General features: G+C 72.4%; 24 protein-coding genes. 17 read left to right on the top strand and 7 right to left on the bottom strand.

What is annotated here, in order from left to right; translation table 11 throughout:
- Positions 1-145: 145 nt before the first annotated feature.
- The 3 genes from aceE (at position 146) to ACWCQK_RS17400 (ending at position 4,533) form a co-directional block, all read left to right on the top strand.
- The gene (aceE, locus tag ACWCQK_RS17410; protein ID WP_451156001.1) at positions 146-2,848 is read left to right on the top strand and encodes a pyruvate dehydrogenase (acetyl-transferring), homodimeric type; all 2,703 of its coding nucleotides are present in this window, start codon (positions 146-148) and stop codon (positions 2,846-2,848) included.
- Between the two features lie 78 nt (positions 2,849-2,926).
- Positions 2,927-3,955, top strand: coding sequence for a helix-turn-helix transcriptional regulator (locus ACWCQK_RS17405; RefSeq protein ID WP_451156000.1), 1,029 nt, complete (start codon positions 2,927-2,929; stop codon positions 3,953-3,955).
- A gap of 56 nt (positions 3,956-4,011) precedes the next feature.
- Positions 4,012-4,533, top strand: coding sequence for a DUF4240 domain-containing protein (locus ACWCQK_RS17400; protein ID WP_451156041.1), 522 nt, complete (start codon positions 4,012-4,014; stop codon positions 4,531-4,533).
- Positions 4,534-4,651: 118 nt separating this feature from the next.
- Here the strand turns inward: ACWCQK_RS17400 and ACWCQK_RS17395 are convergent, their stop codons facing one another.
- Positions 4,652-5,422, bottom strand: coding sequence for a peptidoglycan recognition protein family protein (locus ACWCQK_RS17395; protein WP_451156040.1), 771 nt, complete (start codon positions 5,420-5,422; stop codon positions 4,652-4,654).
- A 282-nt stretch (positions 5,423-5,704) separates the two neighbouring features.
- On the opposite strand from ACWCQK_RS17395, the gene ACWCQK_RS17390 reads away from it, so the two are divergent.
- The 3 genes from ACWCQK_RS17390 (at position 5,705) to ACWCQK_RS17380 (ending at position 9,408) form a co-directional block, all read left to right on the top strand.
- Positions 5,705-6,889 (top strand): MarP family serine protease, encoded by a 1,185-nt coding sequence (locus ACWCQK_RS17390; RefSeq protein WP_451155999.1) that lies wholly within the window; start codon positions 5,705-5,707, stop codon positions 6,887-6,889.
- A gap of 78 nt (positions 6,890-6,967) precedes the next feature.
- Positions 6,968-7,861 carry a TIGR01777 family oxidoreductase gene (locus ACWCQK_RS17385; RefSeq protein ID WP_451155998.1) on the top strand — a complete coding sequence of 298 codons (894 nt, stop codon included), beginning with the start codon at positions 6,968-6,970 and terminating at the stop codon, positions 7,859-7,861.
- 161 nt (positions 7,862-8,022) lie between these two features.
- Complete coding sequence (locus ACWCQK_RS17380) at positions 8,023-9,408, top strand: NAD(P)/FAD-dependent oxidoreductase (RefSeq protein WP_451155997.1); 1,386 nt, start codon at positions 8,023-8,025, stop codon at positions 9,406-9,408.
- A 20-nt stretch (positions 9,409-9,428) separates the two neighbouring features.
- Here ACWCQK_RS17380 and ACWCQK_RS17375 read toward each other — a convergent pair whose 3' ends face one another.
- Positions 9,429-10,925 carry a regulator gene (locus ACWCQK_RS17375; protein ID WP_451155996.1) on the bottom strand — a complete coding sequence of 499 codons (1,497 nt, stop codon included), beginning with the start codon at positions 10,923-10,925 and terminating at the stop codon, positions 9,429-9,431.
- A gap of 205 nt (positions 10,926-11,130) precedes the next feature.
- On the opposite strand from ACWCQK_RS17375, the gene lipB reads away from it, so the two are divergent.
- From lipB to ACWCQK_RS17355, 4 genes are all read left to right on the top strand, one after another.
- On the top strand, positions 11,131-11,967 hold the full coding sequence (lipB, locus tag ACWCQK_RS17370) for a lipoyl(octanoyl) transferase LipB (RefSeq protein WP_451156039.1): 837 nt from the start codon (positions 11,131-11,133) through the stop codon (positions 11,965-11,967).
- A 122-nt stretch (positions 11,968-12,089) separates the two neighbouring features.
- Complete coding sequence (gene lipA / locus ACWCQK_RS17365; RefSeq protein WP_451155995.1) at positions 12,090-13,055, top strand: lipoyl synthase; 966 nt, start codon at positions 12,090-12,092, stop codon at positions 13,053-13,055.
- A 375-nt stretch (positions 13,056-13,430) separates the two neighbouring features.
- Positions 13,431-13,631, top strand: coding sequence for an SCO2195 family GlnR-regulated protein (locus ACWCQK_RS17360; protein ID WP_451155994.1), 201 nt, complete (start codon positions 13,431-13,433; stop codon positions 13,629-13,631).
- 70 nt (positions 13,632-13,701) lie between these two features.
- A complete protein-coding gene (locus ACWCQK_RS17355; protein ID WP_451155993.1) occupies positions 13,702-14,403 on the top strand; it encodes a DUF4191 domain-containing protein in 702 nt (233 codons plus the stop codon).
- Positions 14,404-14,495: 92 nt separating this feature from the next.
- Here ACWCQK_RS17355 and ACWCQK_RS17350 read toward each other — a convergent pair whose 3' ends face one another.
- A complete protein-coding gene (locus ACWCQK_RS17350) occupies positions 14,496-14,963 on the bottom strand; it encodes an RDD family protein (protein WP_451155992.1) in 468 nt (155 codons plus the stop codon).
- A gap of 209 nt (positions 14,964-15,172) precedes the next feature.
- Here ACWCQK_RS17350 and glnA point away from each other — a divergent pair, with 209 nt between their 5' ends.
- Positions 15,173-16,582 carry a type I glutamate--ammonia ligase gene (gene glnA / locus ACWCQK_RS17345; RefSeq protein ID WP_451155991.1) on the top strand — a complete coding sequence of 470 codons (1,410 nt, stop codon included), beginning with the start codon at positions 15,173-15,175 and terminating at the stop codon, positions 16,580-16,582.
- Between the two features lie 188 nt (positions 16,583-16,770).
- Here glnA and ACWCQK_RS17340 read toward each other — a convergent pair whose 3' ends face one another.
- Complete coding sequence (locus ACWCQK_RS17340; RefSeq protein WP_451155990.1) at positions 16,771-17,175, bottom strand: hypothetical protein; 405 nt, start codon at positions 17,173-17,175, stop codon at positions 16,771-16,773.
- A 112-nt stretch (positions 17,176-17,287) separates the two neighbouring features.
- On the opposite strand from ACWCQK_RS17340, the gene ACWCQK_RS17335 reads away from it, so the two are divergent.
- From ACWCQK_RS17335 to pspAB, 3 genes are all read left to right on the top strand, one after another.
- Positions 17,288-17,542, top strand: a complete 255-nt coding sequence (locus ACWCQK_RS17335) for an SCO2583/SCO2584 N-terminal domain-containing protein (protein ID WP_451155989.1) — start codon at positions 17,288-17,290, stop codon at positions 17,540-17,542.
- A gap of 136 nt (positions 17,543-17,678) precedes the next feature.
- Positions 17,679-18,602, top strand: a complete 924-nt coding sequence (htpX, locus tag ACWCQK_RS17330; RefSeq protein ID WP_451155988.1) for a zinc metalloprotease HtpX — start codon at positions 17,679-17,681, stop codon at positions 18,600-18,602.
- Positions 18,603-18,604: 2 nt separating this feature from the next.
- Positions 18,605-19,198, top strand: coding sequence for a PspA-associated protein PspAB (pspAB, locus tag ACWCQK_RS17325; protein WP_451155987.1), 594 nt, complete (start codon positions 18,605-18,607; stop codon positions 19,196-19,198).
- 37 nt (positions 19,199-19,235) lie between these two features.
- On the opposite strand, the gene ACWCQK_RS17320 is transcribed toward pspAB, so the two are convergent.
- Complete coding sequence (locus tag ACWCQK_RS17320; protein ID WP_451155986.1) at positions 19,236-19,538, bottom strand: hypothetical protein; 303 nt, start codon at positions 19,536-19,538, stop codon at positions 19,236-19,238.
- Positions 19,539-19,670: 132 nt separating this feature from the next.
- Between ACWCQK_RS17320 and ACWCQK_RS17315 the strand changes: the two genes are divergently transcribed.
- Both ACWCQK_RS17315 and ACWCQK_RS17310 read left to right on the top strand, forming a co-directional pair.
- The gene (locus ACWCQK_RS17315; protein ID WP_451155985.1) at positions 19,671-20,246 is read left to right on the top strand and encodes a DUF1269 domain-containing protein; all 576 of its coding nucleotides are present in this window, start codon (positions 19,671-19,673) and stop codon (positions 20,244-20,246) included.
- Positions 20,247-20,292: 46 nt separating this feature from the next.
- The gene (locus ACWCQK_RS17310; protein ID WP_451155984.1) at positions 20,293-21,141 is read left to right on the top strand and encodes an alpha/beta hydrolase; all 849 of its coding nucleotides are present in this window, start codon (positions 20,293-20,295) and stop codon (positions 21,139-21,141) included.
- A 53-nt stretch (positions 21,142-21,194) separates the two neighbouring features.
- Here ACWCQK_RS17310 and ACWCQK_RS17305 read toward each other — a convergent pair whose 3' ends face one another.
- Positions 21,195-22,535 carry a DUF2252 domain-containing protein gene (locus tag ACWCQK_RS17305; RefSeq protein ID WP_451155983.1) on the bottom strand — a complete coding sequence of 447 codons (1,341 nt, stop codon included), beginning with the start codon at positions 22,533-22,535 and terminating at the stop codon, positions 21,195-21,197.
- Between the two features lie 263 nt (positions 22,536-22,798).
- Between ACWCQK_RS17305 and ACWCQK_RS17300 the strand changes: the two genes are divergently transcribed.
- A complete protein-coding gene (locus tag ACWCQK_RS17300; protein ID WP_451156038.1) occupies positions 22,799-23,998 on the top strand; it encodes a winged helix DNA-binding domain-containing protein in 1,200 nt (399 codons plus the stop codon).
- 267 nt (positions 23,999-24,265) lie between these two features.
- Here the strand turns inward: ACWCQK_RS17300 and ACWCQK_RS17295 are convergent, their stop codons facing one another.
- Positions 24,266-24,580: a hypothetical protein gene (locus ACWCQK_RS17295; RefSeq protein WP_451155982.1), complete on the bottom strand. Its 315-nt coding sequence runs from the start codon at positions 24,578-24,580 to the stop codon at positions 24,266-24,268.
- Positions 24,581-24,692: the final 112 nt, after the last annotated feature.

The following is a 24,692-nucleotide window of genomic DNA, read 5'->3' as shown; positions in this document are numbered from 1 at the left end:
GGGGGTTACAGTCTCCGACGGGCCGCGTGGCGGAGCCACACACAGGCACCGCACCAGGCCCCAACGCCCTGTCCTGCCAAAGACCTAGGGCACCCCCCGAACAACACCTCATAGGGAACCCCCTTCGACTGAGGGAGGCGGCGACATGACCGACCCCAACGCCATCCAGCCGAGCGCGCTCGACCAGCTCCCGGACCGCGATCCGGAGGAGACCGCCGAATGGCAGGCCTCGCTGGACGCGGTGACCGCGGCTGCCGGGCCGCACCGCGCGGCGTACCTGATGCGCCGGACGCTGGAGCGTGCGGAGGGCAACGGCATCGCGCTGCCCAAGCTCCTCGAGACGGACTACGTCAACACCATCCCGACCGCCGCCGAGCCCTCCGTGCCCGGTGACGTCGCGTTGGAGGCCAGGATCACCGCCTGGAACCGCTGGAACGCGGCCGCCATGGTGACCCGCGGCGCGAAGCACGGCGTCGGTGGCCACATCGCCACCTTCGCCTCCGCGGCCTGGCTGTACGAGACCGGCTTCAACCACTTCTTCAAGGGCAAGGAAGCCGACGGTTCGGGCGACCAGCTCTACATCCAGGGCCACGCCTCCCCCGGCATCTACGCCCGTGCCTTCCTCGACGGCCGGCTGGACGAGCACCACCTGGACAACTTCCGTCAGGAGGCCGGCGGCAACGGCCTGCCCTCCTACCCGCACCCGCGGCGGCTGCCCTGGCTGTGGGAGTTCCCGACGGTGTCGATGGGCCTCGGCCCGCTCTCCGCGATCTACCAGGCGCGCTTCAACCGCTACCTGACCGCGCGCGGCGTCAAGGACGTCTCCGCGTCCCACGTCTGGGCCTTCCTCGGCGACGGCGAGATGGACGAGCCGGAGGCGACGGCGGCACTCGCCCTCGCCTCCCGCGAGGGTCTGGACAACCTGACCTTCGTCATCAACTGCAACCTCCAGCGCCTCGACGGCCCGGTCCGCGCGAACTTCAAGATCGTGCAGGAGCTGGAGGCCCAGTTCCGCGGCGCCGGCTGGAACGTCGTCAAGTCGCTGTGGGGCTCCGCCTGGGACGAGCTGTTCCAGCTCGACACCACCGGCGCGCTGGTCCGCCGGCTGCGCGAGGTACCGGACGCCCAGGTGCAGACGTACCAGACCCGCGGCGCCGCCTACATCCGCGAGGACTTCTTCGGCAAGGACCCGGCGCTCGTCGAGATGGCGAAGCTGCTGAGCGACGACAAGATCCTCGACTGCTTCCACCTCTCCCGCGGCGGCCACGAGTCCCGCAAGGTCTACGCGGCCTACAAGGCGGCGGTGGAGTTCAAGGGCGCGCCGACCGTCATCCTGGCCCAGACCGTCAAGGGGCACACCCTCGGCGAGGGCTTCGCGTCGAAGAACGCCAACCACCAGATGAAGAAGCTGACGGTGGACGAGTTCAAGACGATGCGCGACCTGCTGGAGCTGCCGATCCCGGACAGCCGGTTCGCCGACGGCGTGGTCCCCTACGCCCACCCCGGCGCCGACTCCCCCGAGGTCCGTTACCTCCAGGAGCGCCGCGCGGCCCTCGGCGGCCCGGCCCCGGCCCGCCGTACGCACCCGCTCGCCCCGCTGCCGGCCCCCGCGGAGAAGGCGTTCGCCTCCTTCGACAAGGGCTCCGGCTCCCAGAACATCGCCACCACCATGGCCTTCGTCCGCCTGATCAAGGATCTGGTGCGTGACAAGGAGACCGGCAAGCGCTGGGTGCCGATCGTCCCGGACGAGGCGCGCACCTTCGGCATGGAGAGCCTGTTCCCGTCGCTGGGCATCTACTCGCCCAAGGGCCAGACGTACGAGCCGGTCGACCGCGACCAGCTGATGTACTACAAGGAGGCCAAGAACGGCCAGATCCTCAACGAGGGGATCACCGAGGCCGGTTCGATGGCCGACTTCATCGCCGCGTCCACCGCGTACGCCACGCACGGCGAAGCGATGATCCCGTTCTACATCTTCTACTCGATGTTCGGCTGGCAGCGCACGGCAGACCAGATGTGGCAGCTCGGCGACCAGCTCGGCCGCGGCTTCCTGGTCGGCGCCACGGCCGGCCGGACCACGCTGACCGGTGAGGGCCTCCAGCACGCGGACGGGCACTCCCCCGTCATCGCCGCGACCAACCCGGCGGCCCTGTCGTACGACCCGGCCTTCGCGTACGAGATCGCGACGATCGTCAAGGACGGTCTGCGCCGGATGTACGGCGAGGCGGCTCCGGGCGAGGACCAGAACGTCTTCTACTACCTCACCGTCTACAACGAGCCGATGCCGCAGCCGGCCAAGCCGTCCGGCCCGGGCATCGACGAGGCCATCGTCAAGGGCCTGTACCGCTTCAACACGGCGGAGGCGGCCGGCCTGTCCCCGGCGGCCAACGCGCCCCGGATCCAGCTGCTGGGCTCCGGCACGGCGATCCACTGGGCCCTGGAGGCGCAGCGGCTGCTCGCCGAGGAGTGGGGTGTCGCGGCCGACGTGTGGTCCGCGACCTCCTGGACCGAGCTGCGGCGCGACGCGCTGGAGGCCGACGCGGCCCTGCTGCGCGGCGAGGAGCGCATCCCGTACCTGCGTCAGGCGCTGAACGGCGCCGAGGGCCCGGTGCTGGCGGTCTCCGACTACATGCGCCAGGTCCCGGACCAGATCGCGCAGTGGGTCGAGCAGGACTACTCGTCCCTGGGCGCCGACGGCTTCGGCCTGTCGGACACGCGTACGGCGGCCCGTCGTCACTTCGGCGTCGACGCCCAGTCGATCGTCGTCGCGGCGCTGGCCCAGCTCGCCCGCCGCGGCGAGGTCAAGGCCACCGCGGTGAAGGAAGCGCGGGACAGGTACGGCCTGTAACACTGGTCAGTGGTGGAGGGGTACGGCGACCGACCGCCGTACCCCTCCACTGTCAGTGGGGCCCGGCATCATGGCCGTATGCGCGCTGCCCGGCTCATCAAGATGGTGCTGCTGCTCCAGTCCCGGCCCACCATGACCGCCGCCGAACTCGCCCGGGAACTGGACGTCTCGGAGCGGACCGTCACCCGGGACGCGCAGGCCCTGTCGGAGGCGGGTGTGCCGGTGTACGCCGAGCGGGGCCGGGCCGGGGGGTACCGGCTGGTCGGCGGGTACCGGACGCGGCTGACCGGGCTGGCCCGCGGTGAGGCGGAGGCGCTGTTCCTCAGCGGTGTGCCCGGCGCGCTGCGGGAGATGGGCCTGGACGACGCGGCCTCGGCGGCCCGCCTGAAGGTGTCGGCGGCGCTGCTGCCCTCCCTGCGCGACGCGTCCCGCACGGCCTCGCAGCGGTTCCATCTGGACGCGCCGGGCTGGTTCGAGGAACCCGCCACGCCCGGGCTGCTGCCGGCCGTGGCGGAGGCGGTGTGGGACGACCGGCGCGTCACCGCGCGATACCGGCGCGGTGGGCGGGACGCCGCGCGGGAGCGGGCGGGCGAGGGCGAGGGGGAGCGCCCGGGCGCCGAGGAGGTCGAGCGGCTGCTGGAGCCGTACGGGCTCGTGCTCAAGGCGGGTGTCTGGTACCTGTGCGCGCGGGTGGCGGACGACGGCGGCTTCAGGGTGTACCGGATCGAGCGGTTCACGGCGGTGACCGCCGACGGGGAGCGCTTCGAGCGTGCCGAGGAGTTCGACCTGCCCGCCTTCTGGGCGGAGCGGGCCGGGCAGTTCGCGCGGTCCATCCTGCGGTCCGAGGTCGTGGTCCGGCTGTCCCGGGAGGGGGCGCGCAGGCTGCCGTACGCCGTCGATCCGCTGTCCGCCCGGGAGGCGCTGGCGGATGCGGACGCCCCGGACGAGCGGGGGCGGGTGACGGCGACCCTGCCGGTGGAGTCCGAGGAGGTCGCCCACTCCCAGCTCACCGGGCTCGGGCCCGAGGTGGAGGTGCTGGCACCCGCGGGGCTGCGGGAGCGGTTCGCGCGGGACGCCGCGCGGCTCGCCGGGCTGTACGGCCCATAACAATCCGCCCCACTCCACGTGCGTCCCCTTCCGCCAGGCACGATGCTGGACCCGTGATGGACGAGACGGAGTTCTGGGAACTCGTGGACGCCGCCCGTGAGGCCGCCGACGGCGACCCCGAGGAGCAGGCCGAGGTGCTGACGGACCGGCTGCTCCAGCTGGATCCGGACTCGGTGCTGGACTTCGCCCGTCACTTCGAGTCGCGCTACAACCGCGCCTACACCTGGGATCTGTGGGGCGCCGCGTGGGTGCTCCTCGACGGGGCCAGCGACGACGCGTTCGACTTCTTCCGGTGCTGGCTGATCGGCCAGGGCCGGGAGGTCTTCGAGGGCGCGCTGCACGGCGGCCCGGACTCGCTGGCCGACCTGCTGGACGACTTCGACGAGGAGATCGACGGCGACGGCGAGGAGCTGGGTTACGCGGCGGACGAGGCCTACGAGCAGCTCACCGGTGTCGTCGCCCCTGACCTGGGCATCCCGCCCGCGTCCGCGGAGCCGGAGGGCACGCCGATCGACTTCGAGAACGAGACGACGCTCGCGGAGCGCTTCCCCAAGCTGTGGGACCGGTTCCGCGACTGACACGCACGGTCACCGTCGCGTTCCCGCGTCGTCCCACGGTGGCCCACGGCCGCCCCCAGGACGACGGCCGCGCCCGCGCGGACCACCGCCGAGGGGCCGCGCGCGCCCTGTGTGCCGCCTACGGCGTCGCTGTGGTCGTACGGCCCTGGAGGCGGGCCGCCGCCTTGCGGATGTCCGGCAGCTTGGCGTCCAGGGCCGCGCCGGGGCAGCTGGTCATGAAGCCGTCCTTGTGGGCGGCGAGGGCGGCGAGGGTGGCGGTGCTGCCGAGGGGGTAGCGGCTGAGGCTGTTGCTGGAGACCAGGTGGACGGTGGCGCGGGGGTCGATGTCGGCGGGGCCCAGCTTCCAGGCGGCCAGTGCCGCGATCGCGTCGGTCATCGCCTTCGGGACGGTGACCCCGGAGGTGAAGGTGCCGAGGGCGGCGATGCCGGTGGTGCGGTGGTTGAAACCCTGGGTGTGGGCGCCGGTGACGGCGCGGTCGACACCGCCCGCGCGGCCCTCGTAGATGGTGCCGCAGCGGTCCACGAGGAAGTTGTAGCCGATGTCGTCCCACTGGCGGGCGCCGGTCTGGCCCTCGTAGAGGTGGCGGATGATCTCGGGGGCGTCGGCGCACGCGTAGCCGTTGGGCGAGTCGGTGTGGTGGACGAAGACGGCGAGGATCTTGTCGTCGTAGCGCGGGGGCGGCTGTGTGTGCGGGGTTCCGGCGTCCAGCCAGGCCGAGCGCGGCACGATGGGGGGTTTGTCCGCCGTGTGCGGGGCGGTGAGGTCGCGGGCGGCGGACGGACGCGCCGGGCGGGCGGCCAGGGAGGCCGACACGGCGTTGTCGACGCCGTCGGCGCACAGCACCAGGGCGCCGAGAGCGGTGAGTCCGGGCAGACAGGCCAGCAGCACCAGCACGGTGCTCGGTACCCGGGAAGCACGCCGTGGGTGGTCGCTCCGTGTTCTTCGCGGGCCCGGTCGGAAGACAGACATGGACCCACTTTCTGCGCGAACCGCGACGTCCGCGATGTGTGCTGTGCCACCCGGTGGAACCATCGTCCCGGTCCGCGACGTTTTTCGGGGTACACGGCGGCGTGACGGCCTCCGATCGGCCACCGGCGCGTGACTGATCACCGGGACCGTCCCGCGCGTACTAGGAGACGCCCCCTGAGGGTCCGAGAGAAAGGCGGCTCCGTGGACCTGCTCGACATCCTGCTGTTGCTGGTGATCCTGGCCTACGCCGGGTCCGGCTACCGGCGCGGACTGGTGGCCGGCTGCGTCTCGCTCGCCGGGTTCGTGGGCGGTGCGCTGGTCGGCGTGTGGATCCTGCCGTGGGTGATGGAACTGGTCACGCCGGGGACGACGGCGGCGACGGTCACCGCGGTGCTGACGGTGCTCACCCCGGCCGCCGTGGGCCACGAGCTGGCCGGACGGCTGGCCCTGAAGCTGCGGCGCGAGCTGGACCGGGGGCCGCTGCGGGTGGCCGACGGGGTCGGCGGCGCCGCGGCCAACGCGGTCGCCGTGCTGATCGTGGCGTGGGTGGCCGCGAGTGTCCTGGGCGCGTCCTCGTCCCCGGTGGTGACGACGGCGATCCGTGACTCGGCGCTGCTGGGGACCGTGCAGAAGGCCATGCCGCAGACCACCCCGGCCTGGTTCTCGAACGCCACGACCGCCCTCACCCAGGCGGGCTTTCCCCAGGTCTTCAACCCGTTCGAGAACGAGTCGACCGCCGAGGTGGCCGAGCCGTCCGGGGACAGCGTCACGGCGAGCGCGACCAACGCCGCCAAGCTGAGCACGGTGAAGATCGAGGGCGCCGCGGGCGACCAGGGCCGCGAGGGCAGCGGCTTCGTGTACTCCACCGAGCGCGTGATGACCAACGCGCACGTCGTGGCGGGCATCGACCGGCCGAGCGTGCGCATCGGGGGCGTCGGGCGGTCGTACGAGGCCCGGGTCGTGCTGTTCGACCCGGACAAGGACGTGGCGGTGCTGTACGTGCCCGGTCTGCACGCCCCCGTGCTGCGCTTCGACGGCCGTGCGGCGCGCGGCGACCAGGCGGTGGTCGCGGGCTATCCGCAGGACGGCGCCCTGGACCTCCAGGCGGCCACGGTCGCGAGCCGGGTGAAGGCGACCGGCCGGAACATCTACAACGACTCCACCGTCACCCGTGAGATCTACTCGATCCGCTCGACCGTCCTTCCGGGCAACTCGGGCGGCCCGCTGCTGACCACCGACGGCCGCGTGTTCGGCGTCGTCTTCGCCCGCTCCACCTCGGACGACCAGACCGGCTACGCCCTGACGGCGGCCGAGGTCGCCCCGGACGCCAAACGCGCGGCGAAGGCGACGGCCCGGGTGGACACCGGCAAGCTGCTCACCGACTGATCGCCGGCCGGCCGCTTCCTGGTCCCCGTCCGCCGGTCTGATGGGCTGCGCGGGGCTTCACGGGTCAGGATGGTGGCCATGGAACGTACGCGAATCGCGGTGGCCGGCGCGTCCGGTCTCATCGGCAGCGCTCTGGTGCGGTCCCTGACCGCCGACGGGCACGAGGTGGTGCGGCTGGTGCGCCGGGCGGCCCAGGGCGGCAGCGAGGTCTGCTGGGACCCCTCGGAGCGGTACGTGGACACGGCCGGGCTCGACGGCTGTGACGCCGTGGTCAACCTGGCGGGGGCCGGGGTGGGCGACCGGCGGTGGACACCGGCGTACAAGAAGCGGATCCACGACAGCCGGGTGCTCGGCACGACGGCGCTCGCGGAGGCGATGACCGCGCTGGACCGGCCGCCGCGGGTGTTCCTCAACGGCAGTGCGATCGGCTTCTACGGGGACACCGGGGACCGGGTCGCCGACGAGGACACCCCGGCCGGGCACGGTTTCCTGCCCGGGCTCTGCGTGGAGTGGGAGGCGGCCGCGGCGCCCGCGCGGGAGGCGGGCGTGCGCACCGTGTTCTCCCGGACCGGGCTGGTGGTGGCGCGCGGGGGCGGCGCCTGGGGCCGGCTGTTCCCGCTGTTCAAGGCGGGGCTCGGGGGGCGGCTGGGCGACGGGCGGCAGTACTGGTCGTACATCTCGCTGCACGACGAGGTCGCCGCGATCCGGCACCTCCTCGACCGCGACGACCTGTCGGGGCCGTTCAATCTGACCGCGCCGCGGCCGTTGACGAACCGCGAGATCACGGCGGCGATGGGGCGCGTGCTGCACCGGCCGACGTTTTTCGCGGTGCCCGAGCCGGTGCTGCGCACGGCCCTCGGGGAGCTGGCCGAGGACGTGCTGGGCAGTCAACGGGTGGTGCCGAAGCGGCTGCTGGAGTCGGGGTTCGCGTTTGCGTTTGCGGGGATCGAGGACGCCATCCGGGCGGCGTGACCCCGTCGGGGACCGTATGCGACCGCCGTGCGACCGTGCCCTGGCCATGCGCGACTGCCCCTGACCGATCACGGCCCTAACCTCGATCCGAACTCGGGCATCCCGGACGCCCGTTGGGGGCATGACGTCTCCACCGGCCGCGCAACCTCGAGGAGGGGCACGTGCTTGAGCCCACGTACCAGGCAGATGTGGTCGTCGTGGGAGCCGGGGTCGCCGGTCTCACCGCGGCGCATCGGCTGACCAGCGCAGGAATCACGACCGCAGTACTGGAGGCCGCCCCCTGTGTGGGCGGCCGCATGGCGACCGAGAAAGTCGACGGATTCCGGCTGGACCGGATCGGACAGCTGCTGTCCACGTCGTATCCCGAACTGGACCGGGCCCCGGGGCTGGACGCGCTCGTGCTGCGCCCGTTCGCCCCGGGCGTCCTGCTGCACAGCGACGGGCACCGGCACCGGGCGGGCGCCCCGGCGGCCGGAGGGAGCGCAAGGGGCGCACTCCACGCCGTACGCGCCCTTGCGAGCGCCCCCCGGCCCGTCGCCCTGCCCCGGCCGCGGGGCGGCGTCCCGAGGCCGTCGTCCGTGCCCCGGGCCCGCACCGGCGCCCCGCTGGGCTCCGCCGTCGACCAGGCCCGCCTCGGCGCCGCGCTCAGCCGGATCGCGCACACCCCGGTCGAACGGCTGCTGGCCCGCCCCGAGGCACCGGCGGCCGACGCCCTCGCCGCCCGGGGCGTGCCCGCCCGCACGATCGACGGCTTTCTGCGCCCGCTGCTCGCCGCCCTGCTATGCGACCCGGACCTCACCACCTCCAGCCGGTGCGCCGACCTCGCCCTGCACTCCTTCGCCTCCGGCCGGCTGTGCCTGCCGGAGGGCGGCGCCGAGGTGCTGCCCGAGCTGCTCGCGCGGACGCTGCCGCCGGGCACCGTGCGCACCGGCGTCCGGGTCACCTCGGTCGCCACGAACGTGGTGACCACCGCGGAGCACGGCGCGTTCCGCTGCCGCGCGGTCCTGGTGGCCACCGACGCCCGCACCGCCGCCGAGCTGCTGCCCGGGCTGCGGGTGCCGGACTTCCACCCCGTGACGGTCGTCCACCACGCCATGGACGAGCCGCCGGACACCGGCGCGTCCCTGCTGCTGGACGCCGACCGCGGCGGCCCCGTCGCGCACACCACCGTGGTCAGCCAGGTCGACCCCAGCCGTGCGCCCGGGGGCCGGACCCTGGTGTCGTCCACGGTCCTCGGCACGCCCCCGGCCGACCTCGACACCGCCGTACGCACACACCTGGCCCGGCTGTACGGCACCTCGACCGCCCGCTGGGAGACCCTCGCCGTGCACCACACCGCCGAGGCCGTGCCCGCGATGCGGCCACCGCACGACCTGCGGCGGCCGGTGCGGTTGCTGGCGGGCCTGTACGTGTGCGGCGACCACCGCGACACCAGCACCGTGCAGGGAGCGCTGCACTCGGGCCGGCGGGCCTGCGCGGCGATCCTGGCGGACCTGGGGGCGGCGGGGTCGCTGCACGCGGCCGAGCCGCTGCGGTCGGCGGCCTGAGCCGGCCGCCGCCCGCCCCCTCACCCCAGGGCGGCGGCCACCTTGTCCCGGTACCCGCGCACCGGCGCGGCGTCCTTGTACGGCTCCAGCCTCCGTTCGAAGTCCCGTACGTACTCGATCGCGCGCACCGACCGCATCTCCGCCGCCTGCCCGGCCGCCTCGGCGCCGAGCAGGCAGGCCTGGTCGAGTTCACCGAGACCGAGCCGGGCGGAGGCGAGCACGATCCGGCAGAACACCCGGCTGCGGGCGAAGGAGGGGGCGCGCAGCTGCAGCGAGCGCTCGGCGTGCTGGGCGGCGGCCCGGAACTGTTGCAGGTCCCGGTGGCAGTGCCCGAACTCGTCGGCGAGCTGTGCCTCGTCGAAGAACCGCGCCCAGTACGGCACGTCGTCCCCGGTCCGGGCCGCCTCCAGGGCACGCTCGGCCCGGACGAGGGAGGCGGTGCAGGCCCGCACCTCGCCCAGCATCCCGTGCGCGCGGGCCTCGACCGAGTGCAGCAGCGCCTGCACGACCGGCGGGGCACCGGTGCCGACGCCCTGCTGGGCCACGCGCGCGAGCTGCACGGCCTCGCGCCCGTGCCCCAGGTACACGGCCTGGCGGCTCATGGTGATCAGGACGTACGAGCCGTACGCCCGGTCCCCCGCCGCCTGCGCCAGCCGCAGCGCCTGCACGAAGTAGCGCTGGGCGAGTCCGTGCGCGGCGATGTCGTACGACGTCCAGCCGGCCAGCCGGGTCAGGTCGGCGGCCGCGGCGAACAGCCGGCGCCCGGTCTGCTCGCCGTAGGTGCCGCGGAGCATCGGCTCGCACTCGTGCTCCAGGTAGCGCACGAGGGCCTGGCGGGCGTGGCCGCCGCCGTAGGCGTCGTCGAGGGTGCGGAACAGTTCGCCGACCGAGCGCAGCGCCGCGATGTCGCCGCCGGTGACGCGCTGCCCGACGCCGCGTTCGGCCTGGCCGCGCTGGCGGGGTACGGCGGAGCGGGCCTGGACCGACAGGGCCGCCGACAGCGCCGCCGCCGGGGCCGACAGCGGGAGCGGACCCTGGGCGGGCACCCGGGCGGCCGGTTCGCCGCGGGCGACCCGTTCGTCGGCCCGGCCGATCAGCCAGTCCCGGCTGGGGACGACGAGTCCCGCCGGGGTGAACGCGATCTTGCGCAGTTCGGCGTGGCTGCCGGAGTCCTTGCGCCACAGCCCGCTGACGATGTCGATGGCCTCCTCGGGGGTGCCGGCGAACTCCAGGCCGGCGTACACCGGGGCGCAGGCGTCCAGGCCGAGGTCCTGGGCCGACAGCCGGCGTCCGAGCCGGCGGGTGAAGACCTCGGCGATCAGCGCGGGGGTGGTGCCCCGGGGCTGTTGTCCGCGCAGCCAGCGCGTCACGGATGTCTTGTCGTATCTCAGGTCGAGCCCGTGCTCGAGACCGAGCTGGTCCACCCGACGGGCGAGACCTGCGTTGGAGAACCCCGCTTCTGCGATGAGCGCGGCGAGCTGGCGGTTGGGAGTGCGCTGCGCGGGTCGGTCCGTCATCTGCGGTGCGGTCTCCTGCCTTTCGGGCCTCGCGGAGGCCCTGCGGTGCCCGGATTGCCTGTGAGCAGCCCATATGGCCTCGTGAACGGCGCGAATGTAGCGGAGCGTAAGCAGTCGATCGCACATCTCGACGTTCATTCATCCGATCGTGTGAGGATTGACCGCAAGGCTGACGGGATTCCGCCCGACGTACAGTGGCGTGGGCATGTTTCGTGCCTTACGGGCTTCTAGGGAGGCGCTTGCCGTGAGTGAGTTGCGGTTCGTCCGCATGGGGTTCGACGCGGACGCCGTCGAGTACCAGCGGGCGTGGGACGAGCAGCGCCGGGTGCACGCGGCGCGGTTCGCCGACGAGGTCCCCGACACCGTGCTGCTCCTCGAGCACCCTCCGGTCTACACGGCCGGCCGGCGCACGGCGGACAACGAACGCCCGCTCGACGGCACCCCGGTCGTCGACGTGGACCGCGGCGGCAAGATCACCTGGCACGGGCCGGGCCAGCTGGTGGGCTACCCCATCCAGAAGCTCCCGCGTCCGGTCGACGTCGTCGCCCATCTGCGCCGCCTGGAGGACGCGATGATCCGCGTCTGCGCGGAGTTCGGCGTCGAGACCAGCCGGGTCGAGGGCCGGGCCGGCGTCTGGGTGCTGGGCGACCCGGTGGAGCGGCGCCCGGCGATCGGCGGCCTCTCGCTGGACTTCGACCCGCGGCTGACCGACGAGGAGTTCGACCCCCGTCTCGACGGCCCCGAGTACGCGCCCTCCAACGCCGGCCAGCGCCGCGAGGACCGCAAGATCTGCGCCATGGGCATCCGCGTCGCCAAGGGCGTCACCATGCACGGCTTCGCCCTCAACGTGAACCCGGACACCTCCAGCTTCGACAAGATCATCCCGTGTGGCATCCGCGACGCCGGGGTGACCTCCCTCGCCCACGAACTGGGCCGCGCCCTCACCATCGCCGATGTGCTGCCGGTCGCCGAACGGCACCTGAGGGACGTCCTGGGCGACGCGGACCTCAAGCCGCGCGAGATCGAGAGGGCGACCGCCTGACCCCGGGGAATGCGCCCGCCGGTTCTCGGGTTGGCCTCACAGCAGAGCCCGCCAAACACGGGCGTACGCTGGTGTACGCCGAAGAATCGAAGACTACTCACAGCAATCAGCAGGGAGCCGATGTGTCCGCAGTCGCACCCGACGGACGCAAGATGCTGCGCCTGGAGGTCCGGAACGCCCAGACCCCCATCGAGCGCAAGCCCGAGTGGATCAAGACCCGGGCGAAAATGGGTCCCGAGTACACGAAGATGCAGAACCTCGTGAAGAGCGAGGGCCTGCACACGGTCTGCCAGGAAGCCGGCTGCCCGAACATCTACGAGTGCTGGGAGGACCGCGAGGCGACCTTCCTCATCGGCGGCGACCAGTGCACCCGGCGCTGCGACTTCTGCCAGATCGACACCGGCAAGCCCGAGGCGCTCGACCGTGACGAGCCGCGCCGCGTGGGCGAGTCCGTGGTCACCATGGACCTGAACTACGCCACCATCACCGGCGTCGCCCGCGACGACCTGGAGGACGGCGGCGCCTGGCTGTACGCCGAGACGGTCCGCCAGATCCACGCGCAGACCGCCGGACGCGAGGCCGGCCGCACCAAGGTCGAGCTGCTCGCCCCCGACTTCAACGCCGTCCCCGAGCAGCTGGCGGAGGTCTTCTCCGCCCGGCCCGAGGTCTTCGCGCACAACGTCGAGACGGTCCCCCGGATCTTCAAGCGGATCCGCCCCGGCTTCCGCTACGAGCGCTCCCTGAACGTGATCACCGCCGCGCGCGACTACGGCCTGGTCACCAAGTCCAACCTGATCCTCGGCATGGGCGAGACCCGCGAGGAGGTCAGCGAGGCACTCCGGCAGCTGCACGACGCCGGCTGCGAGCTGGTCACCATCACGCAGTACCTGCGCCCCTCCGTGCGCCACCACCCGGTGGAGCGCTGGGTGAAGCCGCACGAGTTCGTCGAGCTCAAGGACGAGGCCGAGCAGATCGGCTTCTCCGGCGTGATGTCGGGCCCGCTGGTCCGCTCGTCGTACCGGGCCGGTCGGCTCTACCAGATGGCCGTCGAGAAGCGGGGCGCCTACATCGCCACGCAGGCCGTCTGACGGTCCGCGCGACGGACCGTTCGGCGACCCGCCCGACGAGCCGCGCGGCGGACGGTTCGACGAGCCGCGCGGCTGACCGTCCGGTGGATTGTTTGACGGACCGTCAGCTTTCGTACCCCGGATGGTCGCGAGACAAGCGTGTGAATTCGGGCACAAGATACTACTGGCCAGTAACGGCTGATTCGACGCGGTCCCGACCGTCCTCGCAGATGAGGGCGCCGTCAGGACCGCGTCAGTCTTTCGAGGACCCGCGTCAAGGTTTCATTGGCGTTTGACCGGTCGGTCACGCCCTGGTAACACCAATCAGTGACGCTGAAGTCACACCATGTAGACCGCGCCCGTTCCCGGAGCCGTACCGAGGGGGGACCTCCCACCATGCAGGCCGCGCCCGTTCGCGCCACCGCGATCCCGTCCTTCACCGACGCACTGCGTGCCGTCGAGTCACTGCTCATGAGCAGTGGCCAGCGCACCGCGCGTCGCAACGCCTGGACCTCCGTGCTGGAGGACCGCCGCCGCGCCAAGGACCGGGTCGAGACCCAGCGCGTCCTCGACGAGACCCTGTCCGCCCGTCTCTGACCGCACCCCCTCCCCCGCTCCCCGGACACTGCCGTCGTCGGCGCTCCGGGGGCCACGTAGACTTCGTGGCATGGCGAGGAAGGACAACGCGGCGGACGCCGCGAACACCGGGCGACTGAAGCAGATCGCTCTGACGTACAAGATGACCCGCAAGGCCGACAAGAAGATCGGTCTTGTACTCGCGGCTGTCGGCATCCTCACTTTCGGTGTCTTCCTCGCGATCGGTTTTCTGATCGGTCACCCCATCTATCTCGGCATCCTGGGCCTTCTGCTCGCCTTCCTCGCGACGGCGATCGTGTTCGGGCGCCGGGCCGAGCGGGCGGCTTTCGGACAGATGGAGGGACAGCCCGGCGCCGCGGCGGCCGTGCTGGACAACATCGGCCGGGGCTGGACGACGACCCCCGCGGTGGCGATGAACCGCAGCCAGGACGTGGTGCACCGCGCCGTCGGCAAGGCGGGCATCGTGCTGGTGGCCGAGGGCAACCCGAACCGGGTGAAGTCGCTGCTGGCCGCGGAGAAGAAGAAGATGAACCGCGTGGTGGCGGACGTACCGGTGCACGACGTGATCGTCGGCACGGGCGAGGGCCAGGTCGAGCTGAAGAAGCTGCGCACGACCATGCTGAAGCTGCCGCGCGTGCTGACCGGCCCGCAGGTCACGGCGACCACCGACCGGCTGCGTGCGCTGGGCGACCTGATGAGCAACATGCCGCTGCCGAAGGGGCCGATGCCGAAGGGCATGCGGATGCCCCGGGGCGGCCAGAACGGCCGCTGACCCACCACCTCGTACGGGTCCCGTACGACGACCTCTACGCGGAAGGGGCGCCCGGATCACTCCGGGCGCCCCTTCCGCGTATGCGGGCGGCGCTAGATACGGACCTCGACCGTGCCGGCCAGCCGGTCGTGCAGCCCGCGGCCGTCACGGTCCCAGATCAGGGCCGGGAGGGCGAGGCACAGCAGGACCGTGCGCAGCAGGGCGCGCAGCGGGTTGACGGTGCCGGTTCCCAGGGCGACCACACGCAGGCCGAAGACGCGCTTGCCCGGGGTGCTGCCGACCGTGCCGACGGTCAGGACGCCCAGCACGAGGAAGACCAGCAGCGTCCAGTTGGCGGTCCGCGGGTCGTAGCCGTCCGTGATGAGGCCGTATGCGATCAAGAGGCACAGGCCCCAGTCCACGGCGAGGGCGCCGAGCCGCCGTCCGGGGCGGGCGATCGAACCCGGCCCCTCCTGCGGCAGACCGAGCTGTTCGCCCCGGTATCCGAAGTCGGCACCGGCGTCTTCCATGGCCGCGCGCGGCCCGGAAAGCCACGATCCGATTGCTTGCCTGTTGTCCACCCGTCCAAGGTACTGCGCCCCTATATGACCGGGGGACGCCGGGGTGGGTCGGGGCTACGGTGGAACCAGACCTGGTTAACGTCTGTGAAACAAACGGGTCACGCCCGAGAAATCACGCATCCCTAGGGTCGGGGACAATGTGTGCCACCGCACTGGCCGCACAAACGAACTACCACCCCGGCGGGACGGTCGGGAGTAGGAGGAGCTGGATGTTCCAGAACGCCGACGAGGCCAAGAAGTTCATCGCGGACGAGGACGTCAAGTTCGTCGATGTCCGTTTCTGCGACCTGCCGGGGGTCATGCAGCACTTCACGCTGCCCGTCGAGGCGTTCGACCCGGACGAGGAGCTCGCCTTCGACGGCTCGTCGATCCGCGGCTTCCAGGCCATCCACGAGTCCGACATGGCCCTGCGCGCCGACCTGTCGACGTCCCGCGTCGACCCGTTCCGCCGGGACAAGACCCTCAACATCAACTTCTTCATCCACGACCCGATCACGGGCGAGCAGTACTCCCGTGACCCGCGCAACGTGGCGAAGAAGGCCGAGGCCTACCTCGCGTCGACCGGTATCGCCGACACCGCGTACTTCGGCCCCGAGGCCGAGTTCTACGTCTTCGACAGCGTGCGCTTCCAGACCTCGGCGAACGAGTCCTTCTACCACATCGACTCCGAGGCGGGCGCCTGGAACACCGGCGCCGTCGAGGACAACCGTGGTTACAAGGTCCGCTACAAGGGCGGTTACTTCCCGACCCCGCCGGTCGACCACTTCGCCGACCTGCGGGCCGAGATCTCCCTCGAGCTCGCCGCCTCCGGCCTCAAGGTCGAGCGCCAGCACCACGAGGTGGGCACCGCCGGCCAGGCCGAGATCAACTACAAGTTCAACACGCTGCTCGCCGCGGCCGACGATCTCCAGCTCTTCAAGTACATCGTGAAGAACGTCGCCTGGCGCAACGGCAAGACCGCGACCTTCATGCCGAAGCCGATCTTCGGCGACAACGGCTCGGGCATGCACGTCCACCAGTCGCTGTGGCAGGGCGGCTCGCCGCTCTTCTACGACGAGGCCGGTTACGCGGGCCTGTCGGACATGGCCCGCTACTACATCGGCGGCATCCTCAAGCACGCGCCGTCGCTGCTGGCCTTCACCAACCCGACGGTGAACTCGTACCACCGTCTGGTGCCCGGCTTCGAGGCCCCGGTCAACCTGGTGTACTCGCAGCGCAACCGCTCCGCGGCCATGCGTATCCCGATCACCGGCTCGAACCCGAAGGCCAAGCGCGTCGAGTTCCGCGCGCCCGACTCCTCCGGCAACCCGTACCTCGCCTTCTCCGCGCTGCTGCTCGCGGGCCTGGACGGCGTCAAGAACAAGATCGAGCCGGCCGAGCCGATCGACAAGGACCTCTACGAGCTGGCGCCCGAGGAGCACGCGGGCGTCGCGCAGGTCCCGACCTCGCTCCCGGCCGTCCTGGACCGCCTGGAGGCCGACCACGAGTTCCTGCTCGCGGGCGACGTCTTCACGTCCGACCTGATCGAGACGTGGATCGACTACAAGCGCACGAACGAGATCGCCCCGCTCCAGCTGCGCCCGCACCCGCACGAGTTCGAGCTGTACTTCGACGTGTGATATCGCCCCAGGTCAGAGCGGGTTCCCGCTCCCCTGGGCCGTCTGTGGGCCGTCGGCCGTGCTCTTCCTCGACCGGAGGGAGCACGGCCGCCGGCCTTTCCGGGCCCGCCTACCGCGAGCCCAGGCGGAGGACGGGTCGACGTACGGACCACGGGCCATGTCAGCCGCGATCCCTGACAGCCAGGGCGTCACCGGTCGTAACACGTGTACGAGCCGTCCGGGTTCTGAGCGATGGCGTTGTGGCTCCAGCACTTCACCATCGGCGAGAGCGTGTAGCCCCGGTAGCCGGCCGCGACGATCAGGACGCCGCATACCGCGCCGACGACAGCCGGCAGACCGCGGGACGTCCGCATGGCTGTGGCCAGTCCTCCGAGCAGCGCGACAGCACCCAGGATCAGGACGACCAGCGCAACGCTGCTGTGGTTGTCCCTCAGCCCCGCGAACTGGTCCGGTGACTCGATCTCGGCGGTGCCTCCGAAGCTGAGCGCAATCAGCAGCCCGGCGAGCAGGACCAGGACCCCAGCCAGGCAGCCCCCGGCGTGCTTCGAGGCCGGGGGCGCTGTCGGAGTTTCAGCCGAGTCGGTTCGCTTCACCCGCTCACTCAACCCGACATACGGTGTTCCGTACAACCTTTCGAGGCTCGCAGGCCTCCTACACAGGGGGGTCGATTCCCCGGATGCTTGCGGAAGGCGAGAGGTGACGGGGATGGCCGAACAGAACGACTCCGAGTACGAGTTCGACCACAGGTGGGCGAGCGCGGCCGAGCACAAGGAACCCTCGGCCCGGGCCCGGATGCTCGCCGCGCGCTGGAAGGACAACCCGCCGGGGCCGGTGCCGTTCCGCGCGGGCCCGGGGCCGGCCGGACCTCGCCGCTCGTCGTGGCTGTCGACGGTGCTGGTGCTCGGCTGTGTCGTCGGGGTGATCCTGCTCCTGGGGTACGCCGACCTGCGGTCGTACTGAGAGGCGGCAGCGGGCCTTCGCCGCTTCCGACGGGGGCGGGTCTTTGCGGCTCCTAGAGCCGCGCGCGACCGCTTCATGGGCCAGGTCAGGTGCACACTGGGCAGTGGGACGAGTGCCTGACTGCGGGGTGATGCAGATGCAGAGCCGATTCCGGAGCGACCGGCGGCTGACCGTGCGGATGACGGTCACGCTGTTCCTGCTCGGACTGCTGTACGTGGCGTTCGTGGCCGCGTTGATCGTGTTGCTGAAGTCGTGGGTCCTGGTCGTCGTCGTCGCGGTGGGCGCGCTCGCCGCCCAGTACTGGTTCTCCGACCGGATCGCGCTGTACGCGATGCACGGCCGGATCGTGGAGCGGGAGGAGCGTCCCGAGCTGCACGCCGTGGTCGACCGGTTGTGCGCGATCGCGGACATGCCGAAGCCGGTGGTCGCGGTGTCCGAGCTGGACATGCCGAACGCGTTCGCGACCGGGCGCAACCCCGACCACGCGGTGATCTGCGTGACCACCGGGCTGCTGCGCCGGCTGGAGCCCGCGGAGCTGGAGGGCGTGCTGGCGCACGAGCTGTCGCACGTGGCGCACAAGGATGTCGCCGTGATCACGGTGGCGTCGTTCCTCGGCGTGGTCGCGGGGCTGGTCGTGCGGTTCGCCTTCTACTCCGAGCTGTTCGGCGGGCGGGGCCGCAAGGACCAGAACACCCTGGCCGTGTTCGCCGTCGTGATGGGCGTCTCGGCGGCGGTGTACGCGATCAGCTTCCTGCTGATCAGGGCCCTGTCCCGGTACCGCGAGCTGGCCGCGGACCGGGCGGCGGCACAGCTGACCGGGCGGCCCTCGGCGCTGGCCTCCGCGCTGACGAAGGTCTCCGGCGACATCGCCCGGATCCCGACGAAGGACCTGCGCACGGCCCAGGCCTTCAACGCCTTCTACTTCACCCCGGCGCTGGGCGCCGAGCCCGGCCTCGCCAGGTTCTTCTCCACCCACCCGAGCCTGGAGCAGCGGCTCGACCAGCTGGGGCGGATCAGCGTGGAGCTGGGTGAGGCCGCGGCGCCCGGGAAGGCGATCTGAACATGGGGCTGTTGGACATCCTGCTCGGCCGTACGAAGCCGGTCGCCCCCGATCTCGACCAGTTGTTCGCGCTGCCCTCGGCGGCGGTGACGCTGGAGGCGGCGGCCGGTTTCACGCCGACCGGGCAGGGTGCGGTGTGCTTCGCCACGGTCGAGGGCTCGGCCTTCGAGCAGACACACCGCGAGGTCCAGGCGCTGCTCGACGCGGACGCCGACCGGACCGGCCCCCCGGTCGAGCTGACGCAGGACGAGTACGGCTACTCCTGGCTGATCTCCCGCCGGGCGCCCGACGAGCTGGCGCTCCTGGTCAACGACCTGCACGCGGTGAACACCTCGATGGAGGCCAACGGCTTCGGGCCGCAGCTGCTGTGCTCGCTGGCGGGGTTCGAGGGACGGGGTGGCGACGCGGGTCGCGGGCTGGCGCTGGTCTACCTCTACAAGCGCGGGACCTACTTCCCGTTCGCGCCGCTGCCCGGTCAGGGGCAGCGGCGCGACAACGCGCTGGAACTCCGGGTCAAGGCGGCGCTCGCGAACGATCTGCGCATCGAGGCGGACCTGAACCGCTGGTTCCCGGTGTGGGGCGCCCCCGGTCTGTGACCCCCGGGGGCGCGTGGACGACGGCCGGTCGGCCGGTTCATCGGTTGCCGCGGTCCTGACGGCGGGCCTCCAGGGGGCGCTCGCGACGGTAACGGCGCTCCCACTTGGCCTGCTGGTCACGGCGGGCACGGTACGCCCGGTAGGTGGCGGGCGCCGCTCCCGTCGGGGTGCCGGGGCCCGGCGTGGTCGCCGAGGTGGTGCCCTGCCCCTGCCCCTGCCCATTGGGCCGCGCGTGGCGCGCGTATCCGAGGAGCAGAGCGGCGGCGGCCAGCCACCAGACGTGGTTTCCGAACCCCAGGACCACCAGGACGACGGCTCCGGCCACGATGACGGTGCTCATGACTGGTGCCTCCTTGTCCATGGATGGATGAGCGTGTCGTGTGCTCAGCGTAGCGATGCGGTCACTCGGGGTGCATCCCCTTTTCCCTGGACCTAGAGTCGTAGCAAAGTGACTCAAAAGGGGTGTTTCGGGATGAGCAATCTCTTCGTTGTCGCGTACGACGACCTGGCCACCGCCAACCAGGTGCGCGAGAAGCTGTTCGAACTGTCCAAGCAGCATCTGGTCGAGCTGGAGGACGCCGTGGTCGTCGAGCGGCACGCCGACGGCAAGATCAAGCTCCACCAGGCCGTCAACCACACGACGATGGGAGCGGCGGGCGGCGCGGTGTGGGGCGGCGTGATCGGGCTGCTCTTCCTCGCTCCGCTGCTCGGCGCCGCGGTGGGCGCGGCGGCCGGCGCGGCCGGGGGCGCGTTCACCGACACGGGCATCAACGACAACTTCATGAAGGATCTCAGCCAGAACCTGCGCCCCGGCGCGGCCGCCCTCTTCGTCCTGGTCAAGCACGCGGCCGGGGACAAGGTGGTACCGCAGATCGCCTCCTACGGCGGCCAGTTGGTGCAGACCTCGCTCAGCAAGGCCGACGAGGAGGCGCTGCGCGAGGCGATCGAGGCGGCCCGGGCACCGCAGGCGAAGACCGCGCAGGAGCCGGCCGCACAGCAGCAGAAGCCCGCGCAACAGAAGGTTCCGCAGGAGAAGTTCTCGTCCTGAAGCCCCTGAACCGGGTGCGCCGGACGCGCCGTGAGTGAATGGGCGTATGAGCGCGCTCTCCCCCTTCAGGCACGACACCGACGGTGAACGACTGAGCGGCATGTACGGCGGCGGCGGTGCGCACGACGGCGACGGTGGTCCGGGCCGGACCACCGTCGTCCTGCTGCACGGCGCCGGCAACGGCAGCAAGGCACGGCTCCTGCCGCTCCTCGCGGAGTTCGCCGCCCGTGGCCGCCGCGCCCTCGCCTTCGACTTCTCGGGGCACGGCGAAAGCAGCGGAGCGCTGCGGGAGTCGAGCCTGCGCCGCCGTTTCGGGCAGGCGGTGTCCGTGATCGACGCGCACGCGCCGGACGGCCCCCTGGTGCTGGTGGGCTTCAGCATGAGCGGGCAGACGGTGGCCGACCTGACCGCGCACTACGGGGACCGGGTGGCGGCGCTGGGGCTGTGCGCCCCCGCGGTGTACGCGGCCGAGGCGTGGGGGGTGCCGTTCGGGGACGGCACCGGCCGGTTCAGCGAGATCATCCGTAGGCCCGGAAGCTGGCGCGGGGCGCCCGCGCTCGACGTGCTGCGCGCGTACCCGGGCCGGGCGGTGCTGGCGGTCCCGGGGAGCGACGCGGTCATCCCGCCGGCCGTGACCGAGGCCGTACAGGACGCCCTCTCGACCCGCGCTCGGTACACCCGCCTCGAACTCCCCGACGCCGAGCATCAATTGGGCCGATGGCTGCGCGATCACCCGGCGGACCGCGAGAAGTTGGCGACGGCCGTACTGACCGGCCCCGGCGACCACGGCCGGACGGAACCGGTGCCGGGGGCCCCGGCGACACCGGAAGTGCCCAAGGCGGCGGGCAGTCGGCCGGAGGCGTCCGTGCGGAGGTCGGCCGAGCGGGGCGGGTGAAGCGGGGCGGGGCGGGTGAGGCGGGGCGGGTGAGGCGGGGCGGGTGAGGCGGGTCAGCCGCCCGGGGCGGCCGACACCACTCCGGCGGCCACGGCCGCGCCGAGGGCCGCGTGGTCGGCGACGATCTGGCCGGCGTAGCTCAGCGCGAAGTCGGCGACGGCCTGGTCGAAGGTGTCGGCGCTGCCGAGGTAGGCGGCGATGGCGACCCGGTCGCCGGAGCGGGCGTGCCCGCGGGCCAGAGCGGTGCCGCACAGCCGGACGTAGGCGTGCAGGAGCGCCGGGCCCATCCCGGCGACGTCCGCGGAGCACTTCGTGTCGCGCAACTGCCGCCAGTAGAAGGCGCGGCCCTGCGGCCCGGTCGTCCAGCCCAGGAAGATGTCACCGGCGGCCTGGAGCAGCCGCTGCCCGGCGACGATCCGGTGGCCCGGGTGGACGTACGGTCCGCTCGGCAGATGCGCCTCCAGGACGGACTGTCTGGCCTCCTTGATCTGGAGGAGCAACGGGTCGTCGTCGTCCCGTCCGGCCAGCAGCACCAGGAAGCAGCGGGTGCCGACGCTGCCGACGCCGGCCATCTTGCGGGCGGCGTCGACGAAGCGGTAGCGGTCCAGCAGCAGCCGGCGCTCCTCGGTGAGCGTGGAGCGGTAGTCGCTGAAGATCTTGCGCAGCGCGGCGGTGTCGGAGGCACCGGCCGACTCCAGCAGCGGCGGATCCTGGATGATGCGCCGCCGGCCGTCGACGATCTCGGTCAGCTTGCCGACCGCCTGGAGGCTGGTGCGGCGGCGGGCGCGGGTGAGGCTGGACGCGGCACGGCGGCGTTGGCGCCCGGAGCGCACCAGGGGCAGCAGCAGGTCGGCCTCGATGCACTCGTACCAGACGGCGAGCTCTCCGAGCCGGGCCAGCCGTCGCATGCTGGTGCGGTACCCGGCCACCGCCGCGAGGACGCCCTCGCGCACCTTGGTCTCGGTGTAGCCGTTCTCCCGGGCGGCCACGGCGACGGAGACCGCCAGCCGTTTGACGTCCCACTCGAAGGGGCCGGGGAACGTCTCGTCGAAGTCGTTGAGGCCGAAGAGCAGGGTGCGTTCCGGGGAGGCGTGGAGACCGAAGTTGAGCAGATGGGCGTCCCCGCACAACTGCACGGTCAGTCCGGTGTGCGGCTGGGCGGCGAGGTCGGCCGCCAGTACGGCGGCGGACCCGCGCAGGAAGGCGTACGGGGAGGCGATCATGCGCCCGTAGCGGATCGGCAGCAGCTCCGGCAGCCGGTCCCGTCCCTGCCGCTCAAGGACGACGACGGGGTCGGGCCGTTCGACGGACGGCAGCCAGAGGCCGTGCGCGGAACGCGCCACGTATTTGCGGGCGTCCCTGCCGCGCTGGGCGCGGTCGACCGGGCTGGTCACGAGCCGGTGTCCGGCCGTGCCGTGCCCGCGAACCCGTTCCGTTCCCCGCGCCGCGCACCGTGCAGCCTCATCCGACCTCCCTGCCGAATCCACCCTCGGAAACCCGCCCGTCGAACTCACCCTCTGAGGGCAGTGAAAGCCCTGGGCGGGGGTGCCGCATGCCCAGGACGGCGATCGTGTGACGGTCCGCGGCGGCCCCGGTTGTCAGTGGCGTGGGCGAGGATGCCCCCAGGACGGTGGTGTGCGGGCGGGCGGAGGTCGGCATGGGCGGCGAGCGGTACATCGGCGTGACGGAACGGCGGGCGCGGCTGGCGCTGCGCCACCGGCTGGCCGGTTCGGCACGGGGGGCGGCTCCGGAGGACATCGCCCGCTCCCTGGTCGCCCTGCACGGCACGGACCCGGCGACGGTGTACCTGGCGCTGGGCGCGCGCCTGGCCGACCCGGCGACGACGGTCGCCGCGGCCGAGCGGGCGCTCTACACGGACCGCACGCTGGTCCGGATGCACGGCATGCGGCACACGGTGTTCGTCTTCCCCAGCGACCTGACCGCGGTCGTGCACGCCTCGACCGGCCTCGACGTCGCCGCCCGGGAGCGCGCCTCGCTGCTGAAGGACATGGGCAAGGCCGGAGCGCCGGACGCGGCCTGGCTGACGGAGGTCGAGGAGTCGGCCCTCGCCGCGCTGGCCCGGCGCGGACAGGCGACGGCGGCCGAACTGGCCCGGGACGAGCCCCGGTTGCGGGAGCAGTTCGTGTACGCGGCCGGGAAGAGCTACGAGGGCGTCCACACCGTCTCCACGCGGCTGCTGCGGGTGCTGGGCGTGGAGGGGAAGGTGGTCCGGGGCCGCCCGCTGGGCTCGTGGACGTCCAGCCAGTTCCGCTGGGCACCCGCCCCCGAGCACCCCGAACTGGACGCCGCCGAGGCCCGCGCGCGACTCCTGCGCCACTGGCTGGCGGCCTGCGGACCGGCGACCGAGGCGGACCTGAAGTGGTGGACGGGGTGGCGGGTGACGGACGTGCGCCGGGCGCTGGCCGCGATCGGGGCGCGGGAGGTGCTCCTGGACGAGGGCCCGGGTCACGTCACCGACGGCGACGTCGATCCCGTGACCGGACCCGAGGAGCCGTGGGCGGCGCTGCTGCCGGGGCTCGATCCGACGGCCATGGGCTGGCGCCAGCGGGACTGGTACCTGGCGCCGGAACTGCGTCCGTCGTTGTTCGACACGAACGGGAACGTGGGGCCGACGGTGTGGTGGAACGGGCGGGTGGTGGGGGGCTGGGCGCAGCGGCCGGACGGCGAGATCGTCTGGCGGGTGCTTGCGGGGGACGGCGTGGGCCGGGAGGCGCGGACGCTGATCTCGGCCGAGGCGGAGCGGCTGCGGGGGTGGTTGGGCACGACCAGGGTGACGCCACGGTTCCGGACGCCGCTGGAGCGGGAGTTGGCCGGACCCGTCCCGTCCGGCGCCTGAGGGCGCGGGCGATCAGGGGCGGGGACACGGGGGCGAGGGGGCACGGGGGCGGGGGGCACGGGGCGCCCGCACGGCGTACGGCACCTCCCACGACGGGACGGCCGGACGGCGGCACCTCCCCCGATGAACCGGTCGGCCACGGAACGCCAGCGGCAAAACGCCGGCCACGGAACAACAGAGCAGCCGCCCCGGTACGACGGACAGCAGCCGCGCGGAGCGGACCGGCGCCGGGCGCGGCCGGTGCGAGACCGTGCCCGGCGCCGCCGCTCACCTCGCGTAGCGCATCAGCGCGCGCACCATGTGGCACGTCGTGTCCGACGGCGGGTGGACGCCGATCTCTTCCGCCGTGCTCCGTATGGTCTCGTTGCGTGCCTGGTTCGGCACGTAGACACCGGAGTCGAGCAGGGCGATGGCGAGGCGCATCGCCTTGAGGCGGCGGTTGTGCGTGACGTACCACTCGCGCGGGCGCCCGGGGGGCAGCGGCCGCTTCTCGACCGGTGCGTAGGGCGTGTCGAGCAGGACGGCACGCTTGGCGGTGGACTGGGTGGGCAACGGCTTCGGCTTCAGTGCGGCAGCGGGCACAGGCATCCTCCTGTCGCGGTCAGGGTGTCTCCCCCGGGGTCCGACCACCCCGGCGACACCCTCGAACACTGCTTCTATTCTACCGCCCGGCACTGACAAAAGCCCCTGGCCA

This window comes from Streptomyces sp. NPDC002306 (genome assembly GCF_053593435.1).
The sequence above is the reverse complement of the archived record's forward strand: the minus strand, read 5'-3'. Positions and strand labels throughout refer to the sequence as shown.